General features: G+C 68.3%; 24 protein-coding genes and 1 pseudogene. 8 read left to right on the top strand and 17 right to left on the bottom strand.

What is annotated here, in order from left to right; all coding sequences use genetic code 11:
* Positions 1-26: 26 nt before the first annotated feature.
* Together ACM6JT_RS18900 and ACM6JT_RS18895 are read right to left on the bottom strand one after the other, a co-directional pair.
* Positions 27-1427 (bottom strand): serine hydrolase domain-containing protein, encoded by a 1401-nt coding sequence (locus tag ACM6JT_RS18900; protein WP_414857041.1) that lies wholly within the window; start codon positions 1425-1427, stop codon positions 27-29.
* A gap of 191 nt (positions 1428-1618) precedes the next feature.
* On the bottom strand, positions 1619-2800 hold the full coding sequence (locus ACM6JT_RS18895) for a hypothetical protein (protein ID WP_414857040.1): 1182 nt from the start codon (positions 2798-2800) through the stop codon (positions 1619-1621).
* 285 nt (positions 2801-3085) lie between these two features.
* Between ACM6JT_RS18895 and ACM6JT_RS18890 the strand changes: the two genes are divergently transcribed.
* From ACM6JT_RS18890 to ACM6JT_RS18870, 5 genes are all read left to right on the top strand, one after another.
* Positions 3086-3505, top strand: a complete 420-nt coding sequence (locus tag ACM6JT_RS18890) for an HIT family protein (RefSeq protein WP_034181692.1) — start codon at positions 3086-3088, stop codon at positions 3503-3505.
* A gap of 258 nt (positions 3506-3763) precedes the next feature.
* A complete protein-coding gene (locus tag ACM6JT_RS18885; protein ID WP_162836114.1) occupies positions 3764-3928 on the top strand; it encodes a hypothetical protein in 165 nt (54 codons plus the stop codon).
* A 150-nt stretch (positions 3929-4078) separates the two neighbouring features.
* Positions 4079-4738, top strand: coding sequence for a methyltransferase family protein (locus ACM6JT_RS18880; RefSeq protein ID WP_034181693.1), 660 nt, complete (start codon positions 4079-4081; stop codon positions 4736-4738).
* A gap of 378 nt (positions 4739-5116) precedes the next feature.
* Complete coding sequence (locus ACM6JT_RS18875; RefSeq protein ID WP_034181694.1) at positions 5117-5572, top strand: hypothetical protein; 456 nt, start codon at positions 5117-5119, stop codon at positions 5570-5572.
* Between the two features lie 877 nt (positions 5573-6449).
* Entirely contained in the window at positions 6450-7286 is an 837-nt protein-coding gene (locus ACM6JT_RS18870) for a bifunctional allantoicase/(S)-ureidoglycine aminohydrolase (RefSeq protein WP_034181695.1), read from the top strand.
* 86 nt (positions 7287-7372) lie between these two features.
* Here ACM6JT_RS18870 and ACM6JT_RS18865 read toward each other — a convergent pair whose 3' ends face one another.
* Complete coding sequence (locus ACM6JT_RS18865; RefSeq protein ID WP_414857039.1) at positions 7373-8167, bottom strand: aminoglycoside phosphotransferase family protein; 795 nt, start codon at positions 8165-8167, stop codon at positions 7373-7375.
* Between the two features lie 238 nt (positions 8168-8405).
* Here ACM6JT_RS18865 and ACM6JT_RS18860 point away from each other — a divergent pair, with 238 nt between their 5' ends.
* Positions 8406-10520, top strand: coding sequence for a penicillin-binding protein 1A (locus ACM6JT_RS18860; RefSeq protein WP_414857038.1), 2115 nt, complete (start codon positions 8406-8408; stop codon positions 10518-10520).
* Between the two features lie 8 nt (positions 10521-10528).
* Positions 10529-11140 carry a trimeric intracellular cation channel family protein gene (locus ACM6JT_RS18855; RefSeq protein ID WP_414857037.1) on the top strand — a complete coding sequence of 204 codons (612 nt, stop codon included), beginning with the start codon at positions 10529-10531 and terminating at the stop codon, positions 11138-11140.
* Between the two features lie 21 nt (positions 11141-11161).
* On the opposite strand, the pseudogene ACM6JT_RS18850 reads toward ACM6JT_RS18855, so the two are convergent.
* From ACM6JT_RS18850 to ACM6JT_RS18805, 10 genes and pseudogenes are all read right to left on the bottom strand, one after another.
* Positions 11162-11546: pseudogene (locus ACM6JT_RS18850) on the bottom strand (VOC family protein).
* A 105-nt stretch (positions 11547-11651) separates the two neighbouring features.
* Complete coding sequence (locus ACM6JT_RS18845) at positions 11652-12482, bottom strand: heme ABC transporter ATP-binding protein (protein WP_414857036.1); 831 nt, start codon at positions 12480-12482, stop codon at positions 11652-11654.
* A gap of 19 nt (positions 12483-12501) precedes the next feature.
* Positions 12502-13590: a FecCD family ABC transporter permease gene (locus ACM6JT_RS18840; RefSeq protein ID WP_414857035.1), complete on the bottom strand. Its 1089-nt coding sequence runs from the start codon at positions 13588-13590 to the stop codon at positions 12502-12504.
* 15 nt (positions 13591-13605) lie between these two features.
* Positions 13606-14538 carry a heme/hemin ABC transporter substrate-binding protein gene (locus ACM6JT_RS18835; protein ID WP_414857034.1) on the bottom strand — a complete coding sequence of 311 codons (933 nt, stop codon included), beginning with the start codon at positions 14536-14538 and terminating at the stop codon, positions 13606-13608.
* On the bottom strand, positions 14520-15611 hold the full coding sequence (locus tag ACM6JT_RS18830; protein WP_414857033.1) for a hemin-degrading factor: 1092 nt from the start codon (positions 15609-15611) through the stop codon (positions 14520-14522). The genes ACM6JT_RS18835 and ACM6JT_RS18830 overlap by 19 nt, the downstream gene beginning before the upstream one ends.
* 49 nt (positions 15612-15660) lie before the next feature.
* Complete coding sequence (locus ACM6JT_RS18825) at positions 15661-17931, bottom strand: TonB-dependent hemoglobin/transferrin/lactoferrin family receptor (RefSeq protein WP_414857032.1); 2271 nt, start codon at positions 17929-17931, stop codon at positions 15661-15663.
* 244 nt (positions 17932-18175) lie between these two features.
* The gene (locus ACM6JT_RS18820; protein ID WP_034181704.1) at positions 18176-18403 is read right to left on the bottom strand and encodes a hypothetical protein; all 228 of its coding nucleotides are present in this window, start codon (positions 18401-18403) and stop codon (positions 18176-18178) included.
* 210 nt (positions 18404-18613) lie between these two features.
* Positions 18614-18997 carry a DUF6232 family protein gene (locus ACM6JT_RS18815; protein ID WP_131949150.1) on the bottom strand — a complete coding sequence of 128 codons (384 nt, stop codon included), beginning with the start codon at positions 18995-18997 and terminating at the stop codon, positions 18614-18616.
* Positions 18998-19121: 124 nt separating this feature from the next.
* Positions 19122-19382: a DUF2866 domain-containing protein gene (locus ACM6JT_RS18810; RefSeq protein ID WP_011548992.1), complete on the bottom strand. Its 261-nt coding sequence runs from the start codon at positions 19380-19382 to the stop codon at positions 19122-19124.
* A 207-nt stretch (positions 19383-19589) separates the two neighbouring features.
* Complete coding sequence (locus tag ACM6JT_RS18805) at positions 19590-20750, bottom strand: porin (RefSeq protein ID WP_034181707.1); 1161 nt, start codon at positions 20748-20750, stop codon at positions 19590-19592.
* Between the two features lie 307 nt (positions 20751-21057).
* Between ACM6JT_RS18805 and ACM6JT_RS18800 the strand changes: the two genes are divergently transcribed.
* Positions 21058-21864: a MetQ/NlpA family ABC transporter substrate-binding protein gene (locus tag ACM6JT_RS18800; protein WP_034181708.1), complete on the top strand. Its 807-nt coding sequence runs from the start codon at positions 21058-21060 to the stop codon at positions 21862-21864.
* Between the two features lie 143 nt (positions 21865-22007).
* On the opposite strand, the gene ACM6JT_RS18795 is transcribed toward ACM6JT_RS18800, so the two are convergent.
* The 4 genes from ACM6JT_RS18795 to ACM6JT_RS18780 form a co-directional block, all read right to left on the bottom strand.
* Positions 22008-23123 (bottom strand): succinylglutamate desuccinylase/aspartoacylase family protein, encoded by a 1116-nt coding sequence (locus tag ACM6JT_RS18795; protein ID WP_072440205.1) that lies wholly within the window; start codon positions 23121-23123, stop codon positions 22008-22010.
* 197 nt (positions 23124-23320) lie between these two features.
* Positions 23321-24103, bottom strand: coding sequence for an ABC transporter substrate-binding protein (locus tag ACM6JT_RS18790; protein ID WP_111019021.1), 783 nt, complete (start codon positions 24101-24103; stop codon positions 23321-23323).
* 226 nt (positions 24104-24329) lie between these two features.
* Positions 24330-25250 (bottom strand): LysR substrate-binding domain-containing protein, encoded by a 921-nt coding sequence (locus tag ACM6JT_RS18785; RefSeq protein ID WP_034181711.1) that lies wholly within the window; start codon positions 25248-25250, stop codon positions 24330-24332.
* A gap of 139 nt (positions 25251-25389) precedes the next feature.
* Positions 25390-26337 carry a GlxA family transcriptional regulator gene (locus ACM6JT_RS18780; RefSeq protein WP_414857031.1) on the bottom strand — a complete coding sequence of 316 codons (948 nt, stop codon included), beginning with the start codon at positions 26335-26337 and terminating at the stop codon, positions 25390-25392.
* Positions 26338-26422: the final 85 nt, after the last annotated feature.

The following is a 26422-nucleotide window of genomic DNA, read 5'->3' as shown; positions in this document are numbered from 1 at the left end:
GGGCCAGCGGGCTCGCAGGCCTGTCGTCACGCGCGGGGCGCCGGCACCGCGTCGAGCACGCGCGCGAGAAACGCGTCGTGATTCCATGCGGATTCCGGCCGCGACAGCCCGAGCCGCACGACCACCAGCTGACGGCTCGGCACCACGCTGACGAACTGGCCTTCATGGCCGACCGCATGAAACGCGTCGGCCGGCATCGCGCTCGCATGCGGATCGCGATCGTTGAACGGCTCCGGCACCTTGACCCACAGATGCGCGCCGAATTCCCGGCGCGGCGACTGCGTCGTCGCGCGCGTCAGGTAGCGCACCCAGCCCGCCGGCAGCAGCCGCTGCCCGTTCCACTCGCCGTCCTGCAGCAGAAGCTGACCGAAGCGCGCCCAGTCGCGCGCGCTCGCATACATGTACGACGAGCTGCCGAGCGTGCCGGACGCATCGGGCTCGAACACCGCGCTGCGCATCCCGAGCGGCGCGAACAGCGCGCGGCGCGGAAACGCGAGGTAGTCATCGTCGCTGCCGCCCATCGCTTCGCGCATCACGCGCGCGACGATCGCGCTCGTGCCGCTCGAGTAGTACCACTGCGTGCCGGGTGTCGCGGCGAGCGGCTTCGCCGATGCGAACCGCGCGGTATCGGGCTGCGTGAACAGCATCACGGCGACGTCGGACAGCGGGTCGTCGTAGTCCTCGTTGAATTGCAGGCCGCTCGTCATCCGCAGCAGTTCGTCGAGCGTGATGGCCGCGCGCGGGTCGCCGCTGGCGCGCCATTCGGGCAGCAGCGCCGACGCGTCGGGCGACAGCTTGTGCTGCGCGACGAGCATGCCGACCAGCGCGGCCGTCACGGTCTTCGTCATCGACCAGCCGGGCAGCGGCGTGTCGGCCGTGAAGCCGGGCGCATAACGTTCGGCGATCACCTGGCCGCGCCACATCACGACGACCGCGCGCGTGCGCCGCGGCCGTGCCGGATCGGGTTCGTCGAATGCGCGGTCGAGCGCGGTCTGCAGCTTGTGCGCGTCGATGCCGGCGGGCGGCGCGGCGGGTGCAGGCTGCGCGGGCGGCGGGTCGGGGAGAACGGGCAACGCGGCGGGCAATGTGGCAGACGACGGCCCGAGCGCGAGCGTGCAGCCGAGCCCGGGCCGGAAGTCGGCTTCGCGCCCGGCGAAGCCGGCGAAGGTCGCCACCGCACGATGATGGTCGGGATCGAGCGACGGACGCACCAGTTTCAGCAGCGGATGCACGCCGGCCATGATGTCGACGTCGATCACGGACGCGGCCGGGCGGCCCGACACGAACACGCCGGAACACAGCGCCTTCGCCGCATAGCCGGTGGCGATCGGCGCGAGCCGCGACAGCATGTATCCGGCATAGCCGACTGCGGCCAGCAGCACGAGGGCCGCGCCCCGTCGGATCAACGTCTTGATGGGTGTCGTCATGCGCGAGCGTCCTCGGTTGTCTGCAGGCGGGCGATGAACCGGCAGTGTCGCAGGTTCGGGCAAGCGGTGGCAATCGCGGGTGCTTGCGACGCCGGGTGGCGTCGGTCGGGCGGAGGTTGCCCGGCGTGTGTGAATCGTATGTGTCGATCGCGCATATGGACGGGCCGCATGCGGCCCGTCCACGTGGTGCGTCATTGCGCGTTGTTGTTGTCGTTGTCCAAACGCAGTGTCCAGACCGTCGCGGTATTCGTGTTGTCGTCGACGACCGCGAATTGCGGCTGGCCTTTGCTGCCTCGCCCGAATGCAAGGCCGAATGCCGCGCCCGGCACGATATCGACCTGCATCTGCGCGACGAAGCGCCCGTCCACCGTGAATTCGACGATCTCGCTCGGTTGCAGCGGGTCCGGATTGACCGCGTCGCCGTTCGCGGTCACGAGATGGCCGTTCGGCGCGAGCGCCAGCGCGAGCGGGCCGTGCAGGTGCTTCGTGTCGAAGTAGATCATTCGTCCGACGCCGCCGTTGCGGTTCGTCGACGCGGCGTTCTGGATCGCGAACACCGCGTTGTCGCCGGTGGATGCGACATACAGGACGTCGATGTTCGGGTCGTACGCAAGGCCGGTCGGGCCGACGACGAGCGCATTCGGATCGGTCCGGTTCACGTAGCCCGACGCGATGATGCGCGAACCCGGCAGCATCGTGACGCCGTCGTTGCCGATCGCCAGTTCGATCCGTGCGACCGTGCCGTTCAGTACGTTCGACACGAACGCGGTCACGCGCTGGCCGCGATCGATCACGGTCATGTCCCACGGCCCGTCGAGCAGCGTGGCGCTGACCAGTTGCGTGACGAGATTGCCCGCCGGATTGATGACGAGCAGCGAGCCCGGCGCGGCCACGGTCTTGCCGTCCGGTGTCGGCACGTTGCCGACCAGCACGAAGCCGCTGCGCAGCACCGCGAGCGCGGTCGTCAGGCCGAGATTGCGGCCCTGGAAGAACGTCGCCGGCGTATTGCCGGGCGACAGCTTCACGATCGTCGTGCCGGTGCCTTGCAGGTTCGACGCCGCGTTGAAGTTCGACACGACGACGTCACCCGGTTTCAGCGTGCTCCAGGTCGGCACGCCGCGTGGCACGAACGCGATGCCGTACGGATTGAGATCGCCGTTGGCGGGCACGGTCGATGCGGTGACCGACGAAGGCGGCAGGATGATGTCGTTGCCGCCGGCCCACGCGAACGTCGACGACAAGGCGGCCAGCCCGGCGGCGCAAGCCGCACGGCATAACGTGCGCGCCAGCGCGTGCGAGGCGCGCGCGTATGCCGGCGGGTGCGCGGCGAAGACGGGCGGGGCGGGGGAACGACAGGAGGGGAGAGGGTCCATGGCATGACTCCGGTTGATGAACGCGAGCAGTCATCCCGGCTGCCGGCCAGCGCAGCCGACGGGTGTCCGGCACGGGTTCGCGATCTTGCCGCGCGAACCCGCGCTCGAAATAAACGGATGGCGACGGCTGCTTATTCCATCCGGCTGTGCACGTTGCATGCGCGCCGGCAGCCATTGTTCGCTGCAATGGCGACACGGCCTGACAAGTTGAAATCCTGCGCGCCGAAGGCCGATAATCGTCCGGCATCGAACGCTCACCCACTTCAACCGTTATCGGAAAACGCCATGTCCTACGACAACAACAACCCGTTCGCCAGGATCCTGCGCGGCGAACTGCCGTGCGTGAAGGTCGCGGAAGACGACGCGACCCTCGCGATCATGGATCTGATGCCGCAGGCCGACGGCCACGTGCTCGTGATCCCGAAGGAGCCGGCCGCGCAGATCTTCGAGCTGTCCGGCGACGCGGCCGCGGCCGGCATCCGCATGACGCAGCGCGTCGCGGCAGCCGTGCGCGCGGCGCTCGAGCCGGACGGCGTGTTCATCGGCCAGTTCAACGGCGCGGCGGCGGGCCAGACGGTCCCGCACGTGCACTTCCACGTGATCCCGCGCTGGGAAGGCGCCGAGTTGCGGATGCACGCACGCGACATCGCCGACGCGGCGACGCTCGAATCGATCGCGCAGCGCATTCGCGCGCGTTTCGTGTAACGGATCGACGGCACGCGGCGCGGCACGGCGGCTGAGAATCGGCCGGCCGCCGCGCTGCCATCGCCTGTTTCGGCGGTCACGCGAAGTAACACGTGTAACCGCCGGCGAAACTCGGCTCGGCAAGCCCGACGCTAGACTCCGCGCATTACTTCATCGAGCGACAGGAAGAGCGGATCGCCTCTTCGTGCCGGCCGCCGCCCCTCGCGGCGGCATGGTCTTCGCAAGGTGTCATTCGTCTTTCGCGCCGGGAATCGAGCCATGTCCAGACTTCTCATCACGCTTGCCCTGATCGGCGGCCTGTCCGGCTGCTACGTCGCGCCGCCGTACGGTTACGCGCCCGCGCCTGCCTACTACGGTTACGCGCCGGCGTATTACGCGCCGCCCGTCAGCGTCGGGATCGGCGGCAACTTCCGCATCCGCTGATCGGGTACCCGGCGCGGGCCTTGCCCGCACCGGTTCGCTGCGCTTCGCCGGAAGATTCGCGCGGATTCGCGCGCCGCATGACGACGGCACGCTGCGCATCGTGCGCGCGGTTCCTATACTTCACAGGAAAGAGCATCCTGTGAGGCAGCCATGTCCGTCACACGCAAGGCCGTTGTCCTGTCGGGCGTAGCCACGCTCGTCTATCTCGGGCTCGCCGTGCTCGGTTTCGGCGGGTTCGCCGCCTTTTTCTCGCATCCGCCGCTGATCGTCATCGTCGTCGCGACACTCGCGATGGCCGTCGTCGTGATGTTCACCGAAGGCAACCTGAGCGCCGGCGAGCGCGAGAACCGCGACAACCGCTGGGTGCTTGCGGCATTCGCGGTGAGCGGCTTCCTGCTCGCGTATCTGCCCGCGCTGACCGACCGGCTCGACGTCTGGACCTTCGGCGGCGATGCGGTGCGATGGTTCGGCGTCGCGCTGTACATCGCGGGCGGTGCGCTGCGCATCTGGCCCGTGTTCGTGCTCGGCAAGCGCTTCAGCGGGCTCGTCGCGATCCAGCCGGGCCATACGCTCATGACCGACGGCATCTATCGCCGCATCCGCAATCCGAGCTATCTCGGCCTGCTCGTCAATTCGGTCGGCTGGGCGCTCGCGTTCCGCTCGGGCGTCGGCGTGCTGCTGGTCGCGCTGATGACGGTGCCGCTCGTCGCGCGCATCCGCTCCGAGGAAGCGCTGCTGCGTTCGCAATTCGGCGCCGAATACGACGCGTATTGCGCGCGGACCTGGCGGCTGCTGCCCGGCGTGTACTGACCCCTCATCCCATCCCCTGACCATCGTTTCGGCGCGCGCTCACGACACGTGCCCGATGTGTTGCCACGTGTGTCTCGAACGTGCGACGTTGCACGTGGCCAGCCTGCCGTTCCACAGGGCCGGACCCTCGCGGAAGTCAATGCCGGCAAGGGTTTCAGGTGATTTCGGGAAGAGCGTTCGACGTCCGTTATTCGTAAACAACTTGTTACCAGAATGTCCACGGCAGGGGTGTGGGACCGATGCTATTCTTCGCCGCAAGCTCAATGAAATGAATTGGTCCGGGGTTCGGCACAATGCCTGAACCGACATCGATCGATTCAGATCGTCGTACCGAGCGGACCTTCGATAACCAGATTGCGAACAAGGAAGAATACGGGAATGTGGAAGAAAATCGCCCCCGCTCTCGTCGTCGCCGCGCTGACCGGCACGACTGCACTGCCGGCACTGGCCGGTGACTTGAACAACGCGCTTGGCGGCGCGCTCGGCGGGGTTGCCGGCGCAGCGGTCGGCGGCGCGGTCGGCGGCAGCACCGGCTCGGTAATCGGCGGCGCCATCGGCGGCGGCGCGGGTGGCGCGGTGACGTCGAACCGTCGCGAGCGCACCGGCGCGATCATCGGCGGCGCACTCGGCGGCGGCGCAGGTACCGCGGCAGGCAACGCGATGGGCGGCCGCACCGGCGGCCTGCTGGGCGCGGCGGTCGGCGGCGGCGCGGGCGCGGCGCTCGGCGGCAACATGTCGCGCAGCTCGTACGAACGCGATTACGGCGATCGCGGTTATCGCGGCGATCGCGGCTATCGTCGCCACAAGCATCATCACCACCGCGACTGGGACTGATCGCCGCTGGCGCGGCACGGTGCGCGATCTGCGCACCTTCGCGCCGACGGCGTCGGCACCCGACGCGAGAATCGGCCCGGCGGCCTGCCGGGCCGCAATCGCCGGCTAGCCCGGCGACCCTTTCCGGCTCCATCAGCCGCTGCCATACGCCCGATCGACGGGCCGGCAATTTCTCTCCTCGCCGTATTCCCCGCTTCCCGACTACATAGCCTGCCGCGCCTGAATGCGCCGGCACAAGATCGGCGAACGCCATTACGCAGATTCCGTTCGACACGTTTGCCGGTTCCAGCCTGACGATGGCTCGCGACCGGGGCGGAGTGCTTCGCGGCCACGCGTGCATTGACCATCCTCGATCTGCGTAACCAGATGTATCGCGGCCCGCGCGTGCAACCAGTGTTGCCGCGATCGGATGCGTCGCATCCCCAACGTCCGGGCGATCGCTCGCGTCACCCCCGACCGTCAGGATTTCCCTGATACGCAGACCGCCGCGCCACGCCGCTTCACCGCGCATCGCACGCACCGGCGGGTAGTGGGAAATCGAATGGATAGCATCGCAACATTTAATTGGTCGATCGCGCTCGGCTTCGCTATCGTCAGCGATGCCCGCGTACGGAATCGAACCGAGCCATCCGCCGCGTCTCGCCTCGCCGCATGATCGCGAGCGCCGCGGCCCGGCCGCCGGACCCACCGGCATCGGTCGCCGCGTCCGATCAACCGGACGGATCCGTCGCGAAGCCTGGCCGACCGAACGAAGGCGCGTGCGCTTTCAAGCCACCCCGGCAACGATGTCCCGCCGCCGCAAGCGCGCCCCACGCGCATGCGTGCCGCCCGACGCCGTTTGCGCCCGGGGCCGGACCAACCCATTGCCTGGATGCATATGTCTAAGACAACGTATTACGCGCCGCACGGCGGCCACCCGCCGCAGACCGATCTGCTGACCGATCGCGCGATGTTCACCGAGGCGTACGCGGTGATCCCGAAGGGGGTGATGCGCGACATCGTCACGAGCTGGCTGCCGTTCTGGACGAACACGCGCCTGTGGGTGATCGCCCGCCCGCTGTCGGGTTTCGCCGAAACCTTCTCGCAGTACATCGTCGAAGTGAACCCGGGCGGCGGCAGCGACAAGCCGGAGCAGGACAAGAACGCCGAAGCCGTGCTGTTCGTCGTCGAAGGCGAGGCCGAGCTGACGCTGCAGGGCTCGAAGCACGTGCTGAAGCCGGGCGGCTACGCGTTCATTCCGCCGGGCGCGGACTGGACGCTGCACAACGTCAGCGATGCCGCGGTGCGCTTCCACTGGGTCCGCAAGCATTACCAGGCCGTCGACGGCATCCCGCTCCCCGAAGCCTTCGTGACCAACGAGCAGGACGTCGAACCGATCCCGATGCCGGGCACCAACGGCGCGTGGGTGACGACGCGCTTCGTCGACATGAGCGACATGCGCCACGACATGCACGTGAACATCGTGACGTTCGAGCCGGGCGGCGTGATTCCGTTTGCTGAAACGCATGTGATGGAGCATGGCCTGTACGTGCTCGAAGGCAAGGCCGTCTATCGCCTGAACCAGGACTGGGTCGAGGTGGAAGCGGGCGACTTCATGTGGCTGCGCGCGTTCTGCCCGCAGGCATGCTATTCGGGCGGCCCCGGCCGCTTCCGCTACCTGCTGTACAAGGATGTGAACCGTCACATGAACCTGACGCTGAATCCCGCGCGCTAAGCGCCGCGCCAGTAGTCGAATACGAAAGCCCGCCGGTGCATGCCGGCGGGCTTTTTTCATGGACGGTGCGGCCGGCGTCGTGCGCGCTACAGGCCGAGCGCGGTCGCGGCCAGCGCCGCGACCTGCAGCCGTGTATCGGGCGGCATGCCGTCTTCCATCAGCCATACGGCCGACAGGCCCGCCCACGCGAGAATCCACTGCAGCAGCCGGCGGCGGTCGAGCTGCGCGGCGTCGGCCACGCATGCGACGCGTTGCTCGAAGCGCACCGGGTCGACCGCGATATCGCGCGCGGGATTGCAGAACAGGTTCGCGTAGTCGAACGCGCGATCGCCGCGCAGCCCCTTCGGGTCGATCGCGAGCCAGCCGCGTGCGCCGAAATGCAGGATGTTGCCGTGATGGATGTCGCCGTGCAGGACGACTTCGTCGACGGGCTGCGCTGACAGCAGCGCGCGCGCCGTTGCGGCCGATCGGCGCAGCACGTCGTTGGCCGCGGCATCCGACAGCAGTGCATGGAACCAGTCGTGCAGCGGCACGACCGCCGGCGGCTCCGGCGCACGATGCGCATGCAGCCGCGCGACGACGTCGCACGCGATGCGCATCGCGTCGTCGTCATGACCCGAAGCCGAAAAGCCGGCCAGCGACGGCGCCGGCTGCGCGCGTTCGAGCAGGATCGCGTCGCTGTCGTGCTGCCACACCTGCGCGGTGCCTTGCCCGTTCCACCAGGTCATCAGCGCATTGCCGCGACGCTCTTCGTCGCACGTGGCGACCTTCAGCATCGCGGGCCGCGCGTGCCAGAGAACGGGCAGCAGGCCGCTGCTCGCGGTCAGGATCGGGCCGCCGTCGGGAACGAGGCCCCACAGGCCGAGGTATCGATCGAACATCACACGATGGTACAGGCGAACCGGATCGCATGCCGCACGGTTGGTCCGACGGTGCGCCGCAGGCCGGCAAGCGTTGCGCGAACGGCTGCGGCGCGCTTTCCTAAATAAAATTCAGCCTGCCAAACTTTGGCTAAAGAATGTTCCGGTTTCGCGCCATCCCTTCGACAATGCGCGCCTTCTGCGATCGGCAGGCGCCTGTCGCGCACCGGCCGTCGCGGCATCGAAGAAGGAGCCCGACATGACCGAACACCCCGCTTCCCCTCCGCCGCAATCCGCGCCGCCGCGCCGCCGCGTGTGGCGCACGCTCGCGGGCGCGCTGCTCGGCCTGACGCTCGCGTGCGCGGGCATCGGCGCATGGACCATCCAGCGCATCTGGACGCAGTTGCCGTCCGTCGAGCATCTGGCCGTCTATCGTCCCGCGCTGCCGCTGCGGATTTTCTCGCGCGACGGCGATTTGCTGGCCGAATACGGCATCGAGCGGCGCGAGTTCGTGCCGCTCGAACGTATCCCGCCGCTGATGCGGCAGGCGCTGCTCGCGGCAGAGGACGCGAAGTTCTACCAGCACGGCGCGGTCGATGTCGGCGGCCTTGCGCGCGCGACGTTCGCGAACGTCGTGACGGGGCAGCCTGGGCAGGGCGGCAGCACGATCACGATGCAGGTCGCGCGCAACTTCTACCTGACGCGCGACAAGGTGCTGAGCCGCAAGCTCGCCGAGATCCTGATGGCGGCCAAGCTCGAACGCGAGTACAGCAAGGACAAGCTGCTCGAGCTGTACATGAACGAGATCTACCTGGGCGAGCGCGCGTACGGTTTCGCGGCGGCCGCGAACGTGTATTTCGGCAAGCCGCTCGACGCGCTGAGCGCGGGCGAGGCGGCCGTGCTCGCGGGGCTGCCGAAGGCGCCGTCCGCGTTCAACCCGGTCGTCAATCCGGCGCGCGCAACGGCGCGGCGCAACTATGTGCTCGGCCGGATGCACGCGCTCGGCCAGCTCGACGACGCGACGTACCGCGCGGCCGTCGACGCGCCGATCGCGCTCGCGACCACGCCGCCGCCCGGGATCGTCGCCGCGCCGTACGTTGCCGAGCGCGCGCGCCGCATGATGGTCGAGCGCTTTCACGACGATGCCTATACGCTGGGCCTCGACGTGACGACGACGGTGTCGATGCGCGACCAGCGCGCGGCCGAAGCATCGCTCGAGCGCACGCTGAGCCGGCAGCCACGCGCGAAGCGCGATGTGCGCAACGGGCTCGAAGGCGCGCTCGTATCGCTCGATGCGGCCACCGGCGACATGCTCGCGCTCGTCGGCGGCGCGGATTTCAATCGCAACGTGTTCGACCATGCGCTGCAGGCATATCGCCAGCCTGGCTCGAGCTTCAAGCCGTTCGTCTATTCGGCGGCGCTGGAGAAGGGCTACTTTCCCGGCGTGCTCGTCGACGATACGCAGCGCACGCTTACCCATGAGGAAACCGGCGCGCGACCGTGGCGTCCGCGCAATTTCGGCAATCGCTACGAGGGCTTCATCCCGGTGCGGCGCGGGCTCGTGCGCTCGAAGAACCTGGTCGCGGTCAGCCTGATGCAGGCCACCGACGCGCGTTACGTACAGCAGCACGCGGTGCACTTCGGCTTCGACGCGCAGCGCAATCCGGCGTCGCTGCCGCTCGCGCTCGGCGCGGGCGCCGTGACGCCGCTCGAACTCGCGAGCGCGTACGGCGTGTTCGCGAACGGCGGGACGCGGATGGAGCCGCGCCTGATCCTGTCGGTGAAGCAGCGTCACGGCGGTGCGATGTACGAGGCGACCGCGCCCGCAGGCGAGCGTGTCGTGTCGGCGCGCAACGCGTTCGTGATGGACAGCATGCTGCGCGACGTCGTGCGGGCCGGCACCGCGCGCGGCGCGCTGGCGCTGCGCCGCGACGACGCGGCCGGCAAGACGGGCACGTCGAACGGATCGAAGGACGTGTGGTTTGCCGGCTACTCGTCGGGCATCGTCGCGGTCGCGTGGCTCGGCTACGACACGCCGCGCCCGATGGGGCGTGCGACCGGCGCGACGCTGGCGCTGCCGGTCTGGCTCGACTACATGAAGACGGCCGTCGACGGGCGTACGCCGGTCGACGCTTCGCCGCCGCAGGACGTCGCGCTCGTCGATGGCGACTTCGTCTACGCCGAATACACGCGCGGCACGTGCACGGCCGACGTGCCGTCGTATATCCGCAGCCGCTTCGCCTGCGGCGGCGCGGCGGTGCAGGACGCGTCGGACGCGCCTGCCGACAACGGCAAGCCCGACGAGCCGATGCCCGCCGCGGTCGATGCGGCCGAGCGCGAACGCGTGCTCGACCTGTTCCGGACCGACGACTGACGCGCGCGATGCATACGCTCTATCTGATTGCGATCGTCGCGGAAGCGATGTCGGGGGCGCTGATGGGCATGCGGCGCGGAATGGACCGCTTCGGGCTCGCACTTGTCGGCGCGGTGACGGCGCTCGGCGGCGGCACCGTGCGCGACGTGCTGCTCGGCCACTATCCGCTCGGCTGGATCGCGCACCCCGAATACCTCGTGATCACGCTCGTCGCGGCGACCGTCGCATCGTGGGCCGCACGGCATGTCGCGCGGATGAAGGCGCTGTTCGTTACCGTCGACGCGATCGGCCTCGCGGCGTTCACGATCATCGGCTGCGACATCGGCGCGTCGACCGGCACGGCGCCAATCATCGTCGTGCTGGCCGGCGCGATCACGGGCGTGTGCGGCGGGATGCTGCGCGACCTGCTGTGCAACGAGATGCCGCTGATCCTGCGCGAGGAGCTGTACGCGAGCGTCGCGTTCGTCACGGGCACGCTGTATGTCGGGATCCAGCATCTCGGCATCGATGCGGGCTTCGCGACGGTGATCGCGCTGGCGGCCGGATTCTCGATGCGAATGCTCGCGGTGCGGCTCGGGTGGAAGATGCGGACCTTCGGTGCGGCGGATGTCGAGCATTGAGCACGGTCCGCACGCCGAAGTTCAGTCCGGCTGCATCACCTGAAAGACGTTGCCCTCCGGATCGAGGCCGTCATACATCGCGGTACGCGAAGCCGTCGTAGCGCTTGAGATCGCGCACGGTCACGCCATCGCGGGCGAGCCGGTCGCGGTGCGCGTCGATATCGGCATCGATCGAGAAGACGAGCTTCATGGTGCTTGCATCGGCATTCGCATGCACGGACGAGGCTGCCTGGCGAAACGCCGGGCCCGCCAGATGCAGCGCCAGTTCGATTGCACCCGCGTCGAGCACGACCCATTCACCGGCGATTTCCTCGATGACGGGAAGGTCGAAATGCCGCTGGTAGAACGTCTTCAGCAATGCGACGTCGCGGACGTACAGGATGATGCGGGTCATCGGAAGCGGCATGTGGGTCTCCTCGAAGGCGATGCACGAATGATGTCGATTGAAAGTCGCTGTTGAAGGCAGCGCAGGACATCGAGCGACACGACGGCCGTGCAGTAAGCGTCTGCGCTACGCAGGCACCATCACCGGCGGCGTACCGTCGCCGGTTTCCACCATCTTCACCGCGAATCCGTAGCACTGCGCGATATGCGCGGGCGTCATCACGTCGCGCGGCGCGCCGTGCGCGACGATCGTGCCGTCGGCGAGCATCGCGATCGTATCCGCGTGTCGCGCGGCGAGGTTCGGGTCGTGCACGATCGCGAGCACGCCGAGCCGCCATTCGCGTGCGACCGCGCGCACGGTATCGAGCAAGCGGTGCTGATGCGCGAGATCGAGCGCGGCGGTCGGCTCGTCGAGCAGCAGGTAGCGCGGGCCGTTTGCCGCACCGTCGTCGTCCGGCCACAGCTGCGCGAGCACGCGCGCGAACTGCACGCGTGCGAGTTCGCCGCCCGACAGCGTCGTGACATCGCGACCGACGAGCGCTTCGGCACCCGCGCGTTCGAGCGCGCGCCACGCGATGTCGCGATCGCGGTGCGCGATCACGTGCCGCGCACCGCTGCGCCGCGCATGCGGATAGCGGCCGAGCAGCACGATTTCGTCGACGCTGAACGGGAAGGCCGGCTGCGCGGCCTGCGGCAGCACCGCGCGCAGGCAAGCGAGCCTTGGCGCGTCGATGCGAGCGAGCGCTTCGCCGTTCAGCGTGACGTTGCCCGTCACGCGCACGCCGTTCGGTGCGACGCTGCCGGTCAGTTCGCCGGCGAAGGTCTTCAGCAGCGTGCTCTTGCCCGCGCCGTTGCGACCGAGCAGCGCGGTCACGCGACCGGGCTCGATCGACAGCGACAGGTCGCGAAGGATGGCGTTGTGTCGGCGGGCGACGTCGAGATGGTGGGCGGTCAGCATGGTCGTCGTGATGGGATAGTTACCCGCCGAGCGCGCCGCGGCTTTTCCACAGCAGCGCGAGGAAGAACGGCGCGCCGAGCAGCGCGGTCAGCACGCCGAGCGGGATTTCGGCGGGCGCGGCGACCGTGCGCGCGGCGAGATCGGCGGCGAGCGTCAGCAGCGCGCCGAGCAGCGCGGCGCCGGGCAGCACGACGCGCTGGTCGGGGCCGCACGCGAGTCGCACGCAATGCGGCGCGACGAGCCCGATGAAGCCGATGATGCCCGCGCACGACACGAGCGCGCCGACCGCGAGCGCGACCGCGACGAGCACGCGCCGCTTCAGCCGCTGCACGGGCACGCCGAGATGCAGCGCCTCGGTTTCGCCAAGCTGCAGTGCGTTCAATGCATTGCGTTCCCGTGCGAGCAGCGCGCAGCCGATCGCGACGCACGGCGCGACGGCCGCCAGCGCGGACCATTGCGCGCCGCCGAGGCTGCCGAGGCTCCAGAAGGTCAGCGAGCGCAGCTGCGCGTCGTCGGCGACGAATGTCAGCAGCCCGATCGCTGCGCCGACCAGCGCATTGATCGCGATGCCGGCGAGCAGCAGCAGCGGCAGTGCGAGCCGGCCGCGCGATGCGGCGAGCCGGTAGACGAGCGCCGCGACCGCGAGCGCGCCTGCGAAGGCCGCGACGGGCAAGGCGGCGGCGCTCACGTGCGCGGCAAAGAGGGCGGGGCCGAGCACGATCGTCGTCGTCGCGCCGAGTGCGGCGCCGCTCGACACGCCGACGAGCCCCGGATCCGCGAGCGGATTGCGGAACAGCGCCTGCATCGCGGCGCCGGTCGCGCCGAAGCCGCCGCCGACCAGCAACGCGAGCGCGACGCGCGGCGCGCGGATGTCGAACAGCACCGCGCGTGCCTGCCGCGCGGCCGCATCGCCGGTCAGCGCGGCCCATGCCTCCGCGAGCGGAATACGGTACGCGCCGACGCACAGCGCGACGACGGACATTGCGCACACGAGGCACGCGAGGGCGGCCAGCGCAAATGGCGCGAAGCGGCGCGACGTGCCGATGCGCGCGGCACCGGAGCGCGACGCGGGCGACGGTGCAGGGAAAGTCGAAGCGTGAGCGGGCATCGGGGCGGTCCGGAATCAGGCGAGCGCATCCGACAGGCGTCGGTGCAGGGTCGTGACGGCGAGCGGCAGGCGCGGGCCGAACCCGAGCAGGAACAGTGCATCGAGCGACACGACGCGCTGCGTGCGGCCGGCCGGCGTCGCGCCGAAGCCGGGCGTGGCGAGCAGCGCGGCGCGGCCGCCGACGGCCGCGAGCCCTTCGTCGGAGATCAGCACGACGTCGGGTGCGGCGGCCGCGAGTGCCTCGGTCGTCAGCGGCTTGTAGTGATCGAAGCCCTGCATCGCGTTGCGCGCGCCCGCATAGCGGATCATCGCGTCGGCGGCCGTGCGCTGGCCGGCGACGAGCGCCTGGTTGCCGGTATGGTTCAGCACGAACAGCACGCGCGGCGGCTGAGTGCCGCCGGGGGCGCGTACGGCGACCGCGTCGCGCGCGGCCTGCCAGTCGCGATCGAAGCGCTGCAGCAGCACGGCGCCCGCATCGCGCACGTCGAGCGCCTGCGAGACGCCGGTGATTTTCGCGCGCACCGACTCGGCGTCGTGGCGTTCGTCGAACGTCGTCACCGCGACGCCTGCGCTTTTCACCTGAGCGATCGCGGTGGGCGGGCCGGCTTCCGCCGACGCGAGCACGAGATCGGGCCGCAGCGACAGCAGCCCCTCGGCCGACAGCGCGCGCTGATAGCCGACTTTCGGCAGGCGCTTCGCGGCGTCGGGATACGTGCAGGTCGTGTCGGCGCCGACGAGCCGGTAGCGCGGCGTCTCGGCGCCGCCGAGCGCGAACGCGGTTTCCGCGAGCGCGCCGCCGATCACGACCACGCGTTTCGGCGCGACCTGCGCAGCTTGTGCGAGCACGCTGCCCGGCAGCGCGCCCGCGAGCGCGCCGGCCGCCGCGCTCGCCAGCACCGCGCGGCGCCGCGGATCGAACGATCGCGCGCTCACCGCGCATCCCCGCATGCAGCCGGCGGCAGCGTCGCGACGAGCGTGCGCCAGTCGTCGCGTTCGACCTTGCCGGGCTTGCGCTCGCCGAACAGCAGCGCGACGTGGTCGCCTTGGCGGTCGAACAGTTCGAGCGACGTGACGATGCCGTCGCTCGTCGGCTTCTTCACGACCCATGCGGCGGCGATCAGGTCCTCGCGCACGTGCAGGTTGAAGCCCGGATCGAGTACGTTGATCCATGCGCCGACCTCGCGCACGTTCGCGACGGGGCCTGTATGGATCTGGATCATCCCTGCATTGCCGACGAACACCATGATCGGCTGGCCGCTTTGCGCGGCCCGTTCGAGCACGTGGCGCAGCGCATGCGCGGTTTCGACCGGATATGCGTATTGCGGATCGGCGAGGCGCAGTGCCTGCATGCGGCTCACGCCGAAGCGCTGCGTGATGCCGAAGAACTGGTGCGTATCGGTCATCGCGTCCCACGCGGCGCGAAAGCCCGCGACGTCGATCTCGGTGTCGGCGCGCTCGGGCGTCTTCGGCGCGGCGGGCGCGACGTCGAGGCCCGGCTCCTGCGACGGTGCGCGCCAGCGTTCGACGAATGCGTCGTACGCGGCGTGGTCGCTGTGCGCGCGCAGGTAGACCTTGTGGATCGCGCGGCCCTGCGCGTCGAAGAACTGCAGGCTCTTCAGCGGGCCGTGAGCGGTCTCGTCGCGCACCGCGAACGCCGACACCCAGTGGCGATAGAAGATCCGCAGGTCGATGTCGCCGAGCGCGAGGCCGACAGGGCCGTCATGGCTCATCTGCGCATATTCGCCGTCCTTTTCGTGGACGGCCGTGTCGTTGCGCGTGAGCGCCATCACGCGGCCGAGGCGCGGCATTTCCTCGAACATCGCCGGAAAGCGCGCGTCGAGCCGCACGACGTGCTCGCCGACGAACGCGGCGAGCGCCTCGCCTTCGCTGACGCCGAGCGCCTGCGCGACGTCGCGGTTGCGCAGCTGGCGCTCGGTCTTGAGCTTGATGAACGCGTCGCGCAGTGCGGCGGCCGCGCGGGCCGGGCCGGCCGGTTGACCGGGAAGGGCGGATTGCATCATGTCGGACTCCTTCAAGTAACGGTTGGGGTGGCAGCGCGGGCGTCGCGCATCAGAAATCCACTTTCATGCTGACGGCGACCGTGCGTCCGGGCGACGTATACGCATCGAGCACCTGCGAATCGGCCGCGATGCCGCGCACGTCCGACCAGTTCCAGTACTTGCGGTCGAACAGGTTGCGGATGCCGATCGTCGCGCTCACGTGCTTGTTGAAGCGGTAGCCGCCGCGCAGGTCGACGACGAATGACGACGGCGGCGTGAAGCACGCCTTGTTCGAACAGTCGGATTTGTCGATGTCCTTGTCGCGCTTGGCGGCCTGGAACAGCAGGTCGGTCTGCACGAACCAGCGCTCGCCCGGCTCGTAGCGCACGCCGAACACGGCCGAGAACGGGTTGACCGTGTTGAGCGGCTGGCTCGCTGCGCCGTCGTTCTGCGTCGAGCCCTTCGTGAACGCCATCGCCGTCTTCAGCGTGATGCCGTTCGGCATCGCCCATTCGGCGCGGCCTTCGAGGCCGTGGATGCGCGCGTCGGCGAAGTTCACGTACTGGAATACGGACGGGTCGGTAGGCCGGTTGCTGCCGGCGATCGTCGTGCGCGAGATGAAGTTGCGGTAGCGGCCCGTGAACGCGGCCGCGCTGTAGCGCACGACACCGTAGCCGGTGCCGGCCTTGCCGCGCAGGCCCGCTTCGAACGTGTCGCTCGTCTCGGGCTTCAGGTTCGGGTTGCCGATCGACGTGTAGCCGTACACCGGGTTCGAGAAGCTGCTGTTGACCTGGTCGGGCGTCGGCGCGCGGAAGCCGTGCGCGTACTGCACGTACGGAATGACGGCAGGCGTGATCTCGTAGAGCACGGCGACGCGCGGCGACAGTTCGTTCGCGCTCGTCGACACGGCCTTGCCGGTGAACAGCGGATCGTTTCCGGTCGGGCTCAGCCGGTATGTGTCGAAGCGCAGGCCCGGCGTGACGAGCAGGCGGCCGTAGCCGATCTGGTCCTGCACGAACGCGCCGAACAGCGTGTAGTCGGTGTCGGGGAATGCCTTGTTCGGGAATGCTTCGCCGACGCCCGGCACGGTGCCGTCGCGCAGGTTCGTCACGCGCGACAGGCTGCCGTCGACGCCGTACAGCAGCTTGTGCGCGAGCGGGCCGGTCGCGAAGCCGCTTTCGGCAAACGCGGAGCCGCCGAACGTGCGTTCCTTGTACTGGTTGTCGCGCGAACGCGATTTCAGCGGCGCGCCGCGCGTCTCGAACGCGTACTGGTCCTGCTTCGCGTCCTGGTAGTAGAACTGCACGTGCGCGGTCTGGAACCAGCGGAACGCGTCGTCGCGGAAATCGTAGTCGACGCTGAAGCGGTTGCGCTCGAGCCGGTCGTTCGTCGTGAGGCCGAGCGTATTCGGCGGATTGATCGCGGACAGCACGTCGGTGCTCACGCGCCGCTGCACGGTTTCGGCCGTGAACTTGATCGTGTCGCGCGCGGTGGGCGTCAGCACGAGCTTGCCGAGCAGCGATTCGGAATAGACGTCCTGCGGGTTCGACGTCGTGCGCAGCGTGCTCGCCGAGTTGTTGCTGCCGCGCGTGTCGACCTCGTGGCCGCGCCGGCCATCGGCGATGATCATCCCTTGCACGCGGTCGTTGCCGCCCGCGGCCGACACGGTCGCGCCGATGCTGCGGTCGGCCGAGTCGTAGCTCGGCCGGAAAGAGAAGTAATAGGGCTTGTGGTAGATCGACAGCAGGTCGCGCGGATCCTTCGTGATGAAGTTCACCGCGCCGGTCAGGCCGTCGCTGCCGTAGAGCGCCGAGGCCGGGCCGCGCAGGATCTCGATGCGCTTGAGCGTGTCGAGATCGGCGTAGTCGCCGCGCCCCGCTTCGAGCGGCCCGAACGAGAACGCGTTCGGCAGGCGGATGCCGTCTTCCATCAGCAGCACGCGATTGCCTTCGAGGCCGCGGATGTTGATGCTCGAATCGCCGTCGCGGCCGCCGCCGAGCGCGGCGCTGCCGGGCCGATACGCGGTGCGGCGCACCGTGATGCCCGGCTCGTAGCGCAGCGCGTCCTTGATGTTGGTGGCCTGCTGTTCCTCGAGATCGTCGTCGGTGATCACCGACACGGACGCCGCCGTGCGGTTCGCGGCGGTGGCGGTGCGGGTGGCCGTGACGGTGACGGGGTCGAGCAGCGCCGCATCGCCGCGCGCGGACGCGGCGACGAGGACGGCAGGAGGCGGGGTGGCGCCTTGCGGCGACGAATCGGCGTGAGCCGGGGCGGCGGACAGGCCGAACGCGCCGAACAGCGCGGCGCAGATCGGCCGCCGCGCCAGCGGATAGCAATGCACAGGTGGTCTCCCATTGACGAAAACAAGCCCGAAGGCTGGCTGGGTGACGCGTTCACCTGGCTGGCCCGTCCGCGCGCGGGATGCGGCGAACGGCGAATTGAAAGATACTGATAACTTTACCAGTGTAAATGAGAATCATTATCAATACAAGAAAGGAAAGCGGCCCGTGCGGGTGAGCGCTTGCCTGCGCGGCTCGAGCCAGCCGCGGCGGGAAATTCGGGAGAAACGCGCAGGCGCGCGAGCGCTAGGCCAGCGCTTCGATGCGGATCAGCAGGTTGCGCGCATGCGCGATGAACGCATCGTGCGTTGCGCGATCGCTGTGGCTTTCGAGGCCCGCCTGTTCGGCGAACGCGATCTGTTCGGTGTAGAGGTCGACGAGCGCACGGCGTTCGTCAAGGGGAAGCGCGCGGATCATCGACACGAGCAGCAGTTCCTGCGCGCGAAGCATGCCGGACAGCAATTGGACGTTCATGCCGACCTCCTCGGACGATGCGGCGGCGGGCCGCTCTTTCCATACTAGGCGGTCGGCGTACGCAGCGCAGGCGCGGAGCTCACGGTGATGACGCGGAAAGCCGATTCGATGAAGACACGTCGGCCTGACGCAGCGATGCGCCGCGCGAGCCGAAACGTGCCGCGCGCATCCGCGAACCGCGAACCGAAGCGTGCAGCGATGCGAACGGTATCAGCCGGCAGCCGTCGCGGCTTGCGCATCGCGCACGACCTGCGCGACGCGTTCGACGAACTCGGCGTCGACGCTCGACAGCGCTTCGCGCTTGCCGTCGGGCATCTCGACCATCAGGCGATACGTGATGTCCTGCGTGGCCCATGCGAGATAACCGACGACGGCGAGCATCACGCCGACGACGAGCGCGGCGCTCGATGCGCCGATGCCGCCTGCGATGGCGACGGCCGCGCCGATCAGCGAGATCAGCGCCGGAACGACGCGGTTTTTCGGAATCTTGACGACGTCGACATGGCGGATGTCACGCAGTGCGAATACCTGCCCGGCGGCCGACAGGCCGTTGCGCGTGATCATGACGCCGCGTTCGTTGAATGCGTTTTCCATCGTGTGTTGCGTGGACGAAAACGCGCAGCGTAGCAGGTTTCGTTGCCGCGTCAAACGAGACCGACTGCCGCACGATGCGTGCGGGGCGGCCGAAACACGGGAAGCGGGTGGAACAGGGAGTCGTTCAGAACTGCAGCCGGCCGTCGCCGTAAAGCCGGCCCGGCACGTGCGATGCGACGACCTCGGCGATCTCTTCGTCGGTCGATTCGGCCGGCACGATCTGGCGCCGCGCGGGCGCGTCGAGATGCATCGTCCATTCGACGAGCCGGTACGGGCGGCCCCACGGGCGCTGCATTTCTACCGATACGCGGCAGCTCTGGACCGGCAGCGAGTGTTGGCACGTCAGAATCGCGTGCAGATGGCTGAAAACGGTATCTTCGATCATCATGGCCTCCGATCCTGTCTTGTGGGCAATCGATGGCGGCGCCGTCGGCATTTAAAAAAAAAGCCGCCGATGCTCAGGCGGCCAACAGGGGGGGGTGAGAGCATCCTCTCAGCCCAGAATTAAGCGAAACTTAAAAGCAGATAAAAAAGCGCCCCGCGTGGAGCGGGGCGCTTCTTGCCGTCGTGATCCGCGAGTTAAGCGGATGCTTTAGAACTTGTGACGGATACCGACGCGAGCGGCGAGCTGGTTCGACGAGCCGTTGCCCGACGTGTTGAAGTAGCTCGTGCTCGAACCGATCTGCGCCTGCACGTTGTTGCCCGACGCCTTCTGGTAGACGACGAGGCCGTACACGTCCGTACGCTTGCTGAGCGCGTAGTCGAGCGCCAGGTTGCCCTGGTTCCAGTGCGCCGAGCTGCCGCTCTGCGTTGCGTTCGTGTACGTGTAGCCGGCGGCTGCCGACAGGGCCGGCGTGATCGCGTACTTCAGGCCTGCTTCGTATGCGTTGTAGAACGTGCCCGATGCGCCGCTCGCGAGCGGGGTGAACTGCGTGCGCGTCCACAGCAGCCATGCGGTCGCCGGGCCGAAGATGTAGCGGCCGCCGACGCCATACGTGCGCAGGTCGCGGATGTTGCCCGTGCTGATGTTCGCGATCGTCGTCGAGAACGCCGGCGTCGACTGGCTCGGGAAGCGGATGTCCGTGTATGCGGCGCCGAGGGCGAACGGGCCGTTCGCGTAGTTCAGGCCGAAGCTGTATGCGCGCGACGAGCCTGCCGTCGTCGTCGTGCCCGACGTCGTGGCCGGTGCGCCGGCGAAGTCGGTCGAGTTCGAGAAGCCGTACAACGCGCCGAACGTGAAGCCGGCGTAGTTCGCGCTCTGGAACTTCACCGAGTTGTTGATGCGGCTGGACGTGAGCTGGTCGACGTCGTTCACGTGGTACGCGTAGTTACCCGCGACCGTGTTGCCGCCCGTCGAGTAGTTCGAGCCGAGCACGTCGGTCGAGAACGAGTACTGGCGGCCGAACGTGACCGTGCCGTATTGCGACTGGCTCAGGCCGACGTAAGCCTGGCGACCGAAGATCGCGCCGCCCTGGCCGATCGTGCCGTTGCCGCTGTTGAAGCCGTTTTCGAGCACGAAGATCGCCTTCAGGCCGCCACCGAGGTCTTCGGTGCCGCGCAGGCCCCAACGGCTGCCCTGGGCAACGCCGTCGTCGTACTTGAACAGCTTGCCCGAGCCGCCGTTGGCGGTCTTGCTGTGGTTCACGTAGCTGATACCGGCATCGATGACGCCGTACAGGGTCACGCTGCTTTGCGCGTGTGCCGTGCCGGCCGTTGCTGCGAGGGCGGCGATGGTCAACAGTTTCTTGTTCAAAGGATTCTCCGAGCGAATAAATGGCGTGTCCAGTTGCGGTTCCGGCGCTCTCTGTGGGCGCTTTCACGGACCGGCGGCAACTTTATCGGCGGGCCACGTAATGAATATGACAGCGACTGTCATATGAAGAATGTGTGGCGCCGATGCGACATTGGATTCTGCCCGGTTGTATAGCGGGGAGTTATACCGATTTCGGCTGAGATTCGATCCGGATCGGGAATATGCACATGAAATAAGCTTGGTTGGCGGTGTTCGGGCCCCGTGCCACGATCCGTGCTCCAACAACGACACGGGACAAGAGGACACCATGCGACGTTCGATCCTGACCGGCCTCGGCGCACTCGCCGCGGCGCTGGCATTCGCGGCGCCCGGCGCACACGCCGACCCGCAAACGCTGAAGATCGGCACGATGAGCGGCCCCGACGCACAGATCTGGACCGAAGTAACGAAAGTGGCCGCGCGCGAAGGGCTTGCGATCAAGGTCATCGAATTCAACGACTACGTGCAGCCGAACGCGGCGCTCGATTCGGGCGACCTCGACGCGAACGGCTTCCAGCACCAGCCGTTCCTCGACAGCCAGATCAAGCAGCGCGGCTACCGGATCGTCAACGTCGGGCTCACCTACACGGCGCCGATGGGCTTCTATTCGAAGAAGATCAAGTCGCTGAAGGACTTGCCGGTGGGCGCGAAGGTCGGGATCCAGAACGATCCGTCGAACGGCAACCGCGCGCTGCTGCTGCTGCAGAAATACGGGGTGATCAAGCTGAAGCCGGGCGCCGGCACGAACGGCGTGAACGCGACGCCGCTCGACGTGGCCGAGAATCCGAAGAAGATCAGGATCGTCGAGCTCGATGCCGCGCAGTTGCCGCGCGCGCTGCCCGATGTCGATGCCGCGTCGATCAACACCGACTACGCGGTGAAGGCGGGGCTCACGCCGGTGAAGGATGCGATCGCGATCGAGGATCTGCGCGGGCCGTACGCGAACCTGATCGCGGTGCGCGCGCAGGACAAGGACAAGCCGTGGGTGAAGAAGCTCGTCGCGGCCTATGAATCGGACGACGTGCGCAAGTTCATCGACCAGAAGTTCGGCGGCGCGATCGTGCCGGCATTCTGAACGTTCACGCGTGCCGCCGCCCGGCCGGATCGCCGGGCCTGTCGGAAAGCAAATCGCCCGCGCAAGCGGGCGATTTCATTGATGCGTGTCGATGCACGTTGATGCATGCCGATGCGCGCCGTTACCCGGCGTGCGGGCCGATCTCAGGCCGACAGCAGCGAACCCGTGCGGATCGCGGTCGCGCCGGCAATCCGCGCGACTTCCATGCCGGCCGTCGCGAAGCGCACGATCTGGCGCGCATACAGCACGCCCGACACGCTGCTCTTCAGCGTGACGACGCGATCGGTCAGCGGATCGACGATATCGGCCACTTCCTGGCCGGCCTCGATCATCGCGCCGACCGGCGTGCGGAACACGATCACGCCGGACACCGGCGCGACGAGCGGATCGGTGCCCGCGAGCGGCGTGGCCGGATGCGCGAGCGGCGGCAGCGGCGCCGGCGTGCCGTCGACGATGCCGCGCTCGGTCAGGTATTCGACGATCGCCTGAGAATCCTTTTCGGCGAACTCGTACGACACGTCGCGTTCGCTGCGCAGTTCCACCGTGACGGAAATCGCGCCGTTCGGGATCGGGAAGCGGTCGCCGAAGCGGTTGCGCAGATCCGACCAGCAGAAGCTGTGGATCTCGTCGAACGGGTTGCCGACCGAATTCAGCGCGAGCAGCGATGCCTGCGCGTCGAGGTAGCGCGACAGCGGCTCGACGTCCGGCCACAGATCGGGATTCGTATAGAGGTGCATCACCGCATCGCTGTCGCAGTGCAGGTCGAGCACGATATCGGCGTCGAACGACAGCTTCTGCAGCGCGAGGCGCTGCGAGTCGAGCTCGGTGCGCGGCTTCTGCTCGTCGAGCGCTTCGCGCATCGCGGCGCGCACGGCGACGAGGTTGCGCTGCGCGTCGTTCGTGAGCCGGCTTTCGACGCGCGGCAGCACGAGCGCCGCGAGATCGTAGAAATTGCGGTTGAAGTTCTGCATCGAGCCGAGCTCGAAGCGGCCGAGGTGATCGCCGAACACGTGTTGGGACAGGCCGATCGGGTTCGGCACGGGCACGATGACGACTTCGCCGCGCAGCTTGCCGGCCGTCTCGAGCGCGGCGATCTTGCGGCGCAGCAGCGCGGCGACCAGCATGCCGGGCAGTTCGTCCGCGTGCAGCGACGACTGGATGTAGACCTTCTTGCCGCCGCGCGGGCCGTAGTGGAAGCTCGTGATCTGGCGTTCGGTGCCGACGGCGGGGGAAATCAGCGGATGGGTCTGCGTTTGCATGATGAGGGGAGTGCGGCGCAGCCGCGAATGATCCGGTGTGCGTGGAAGATCGATTGTACGTTGCCTGCGTCGCCGCCATCAAACCGGTGCCGGAGCACGCTGATTTTCCTTGAGAATCATGGGGTTGGTGCGGGAAAAAAACGGGCTCCTCGCGGAGCCCGTTTGCGTCGAAGCGAATTGCTCGCTTGCTTGCCGTATTACTTGCCGTAGACGTCGAAGTCGAAGTACTTCTTCGCGATCTTGTCGTACGTGCCGTCCTTGCGCATGCCGGCGATCGCGCTGTCGATCTTTGCCTTCAGGTCGGTGTCTTCCTTGCGCAGGCCGATGCCGGCGCCGTTGCCGAGCGTCTTCGGATCGTCGATATCCTTGCCGGCGAAATCGAAGCCCGCGCCGCGCGGCGTCTTCAGGAAGCCGATCTCGGCCTGCACCGCGTCCTGCAGCGCGCCGTCCAGACGGCCCGCGATCAGGTCGGCATAGACCTGGTCCTGGTTCTGGTAGGGGACGACCTTCACGCCCTTCGCCGCCCAGTAGGTCTTTGCGTAGGTTTCCTGGATCGTGCCCTGTTCGACGCCGATCGACTTGCCCTTCAGCGATTCGGCCGTCGGCAGCAGGCCGGCGCCCTTCTTCGCGACGAGGCGCGTCGGCGTGTTGAACAGCTTCGACGAGAAGCCGATCTGTTCCTGACGCGCCGGCGTCATCGACATCGACGACAGCACGCCGTCGAACTTGCGCGCCTTCAGTGCCGGGATCATCCCGTCGAAGTCGTTTTCGATCCACACGCACTTCGCGTTCATGCGGCGGCAGATTTCGTTGCCGAGGTCGACGTCGAAGCCGACCACCTTGCCGTCGGGGCCTTTCGATTCGAAAGGCGGGTAGCTCGCGTCGACGCCGAACCGCACGGTCGTCCAGTCCTTCGCGTACGCGCTGCCGGCCGATACGGCAAGCAGGGCCACGGTCACAGCCGCAAGAATCTTTTTCACTCGGTGACTCCTCGTTTTGTTCGATGGGTGCGCGGTTGTGCCGCGCCGTAAGCCTTCGGTCCGGCACGGCTTCGCGCCGGACTGTCCGTTTCGCCCGCCCGATGCGGGCGCGCGACGTGCGGAGATTATCAAGACAAAATACCGGCAGGGCGCCTAGGACAAGCCCCGATACCGGGCCCGGCGGCAGCGCGCGGACGCGCGCGACCGTTTCAGACACAGGAACGATTCAGCCGAGCGTTTCGTTGACCGCCCGCTGCAGGCACGTGACGAATTGCGAAACGGCGGGCGTGGGCAGCATGTCGCGCCGCGCGATGATCGACAGGTCGAAGCGCGGCATGCTTTCGTCGAGTTCGGCCGTGCGGACGCCGAGCGGCGCGACCATCGCGGCGAGCGGGCGCGTGAAGCAGCCGATCACGTCCGAGCGCGCGACGAGCCCGAGCGTCACCGCGAACGACATCGGCGATCTCAGCAGGCGTTTCGGCAGCGGCAGCCCGCGCGCCTCGAACATCCCGACCATCACGCTGTGCGGAAACTGCTCGGCGCCGACGGTGACGATCCACTCGGCGTCGAGCAATTCCTCTAAACGGCGCGCATGCGCGAGCGGGTGGCCTTCGCGCATCACGACGGTGAATTCGGTCGACAGCAGCGGCGATTGCGTGAAATCGCGGTCGAGCGCGGGCACATGGTGCATCGCGGCGATATCGAGCGTGCCGTTGCGCAACTGCGCGAGCGCGTCGGGCACCGTCACTTCCTCGAGATGCAGGCTGACGTTCGGCATCGACCGGCGGAACGCCGTCACCGCGTGCGGCAGCGCCGTCAGCGCGATCGACGGCATCGTGCCGACCGCGACGCGCCCCGACATCTCGCCTTTCACCTGCTCGACGGCCTCGACCGTGCGGCGGATGTCGCCGAGCAACTGCTCGGCGCGCGGCAGCAGCGCATGGCCGCAGGCGGTCAGCTCGACGCCGCGCACGCTGCGCGCGAGCAGCTCCGCGTTGAGCGCCGTTTCGAGTTCGCGGATCGTGTGCGTGATCGCGGGCTGCGTGACGCCGAGCTCGCGCGCGGCGGCGCGCAGGCTCTTGAGATGCGCGGCGGAGACGAACGCCTGGAGCTGTGCGATGTTCAGGGGATTGCGGATGCGGGTCATCGGTCGGGTCCGGTTGGCGCGAAAGGGGCTTTGGCGGGCGAGGTGGCGGGGGCGGCGGCCTCCGGTAGCGCTCCTGACGATTGTGCGCGCGGGTTCACGTCGCCGGGGCGAAGCGTCGGGTGCCGATGCGCAGCGAGCGTCATGCGCCGGACCGCGCGCGGAACGCGTGACGATACCGCTGCGGCGACGTGCCGACGATGCGCGCGAACCGCTCGCGAAACGCGGTGACGGAACCGAACCCGGCCTCCGTTGCCACATGTTCGATCGACAGCTCCGTGACTTCCAGCAATTGCTGCGCATGCCTGACGCGTGCGGTCTGCAGCCATTGCCGCGGCGACGTGCCCGTCTGCTCCTGAAAGCGCCGCGTCAGCGTGCGCACGCTCGTCGACGCCTTGCGGGCTATCGCGTCGAGCGTGAGCGGCTTGTGCAGGTTGGCCTGCAGCCAGTCCATCAGGCTCTGCAGCCCGTCGGTGCCGGCCGGCCATTCCGGCGCGATGAACTGCGCCTGCCCGCCTTCGCGGACGCGCGGCGCCACCGCGTAGCGTGCGGCGTCGACGGCAACCGCCGCGCCGTAGTCGGCCTGGATCATGTGCAGGCACAGATCGAGGCCGGCCGCTGCGCCGGCCGACGTCAGGATCTGCCCGTTGTCGATGAACAGCACGTTCGGGTCGACCGTCACGTTCGGGTAGCGGCGCGCGAGTTCGCCGGCCGCCAGCCAGTGCGTCGTCGCGCGCAGGCCGTCGAGCAGCCCGGCTTCCGCGAGCACGAACGCGCCGCTGCAGATCGACGCAATCCGGCAACCGCGCGCGGCCGCCGCGCGCAGGGCCGCGATCACGCGGCGCGACGTAGGCGCAAGCGGCACGGACGTGCCGGGGACGACGATCGTGTCGGCGTCGGCGAGCGCATCGAGACGAAACGCGGGCCGCAGTTCGAACAGGTCGCCGGCGACGCGCGCATGCTCGCTGCACACGCGCACGCGGTACGCATGCTCGACGCCGGGCGAACGCACGCGCGCGAACGTGTCGCATGCGACGCCCAGATCGAACGGGACGACATCGGGCAAAGCGAGGACGGCGACCGTATGCATGGCGTTCGAGGTTGTGGCCAGAATCCGTTTAAAGATGGCATTCTAGCCAATGGATCGGGCCCGTACCACACGCCATAATTGCGGC

Origin of the sequence: Burkholderia sp. IT-111MI5 (assembly GCF_949752865.1) — a bacterium.
Lineage (GTDB): Bacteria > Pseudomonadota > Gammaproteobacteria > Burkholderiales > Burkholderiaceae > Burkholderia > Burkholderia pyrrocinia_C.
This window is presented reverse-complemented; position numbering and strand designations above follow the sequence as displayed.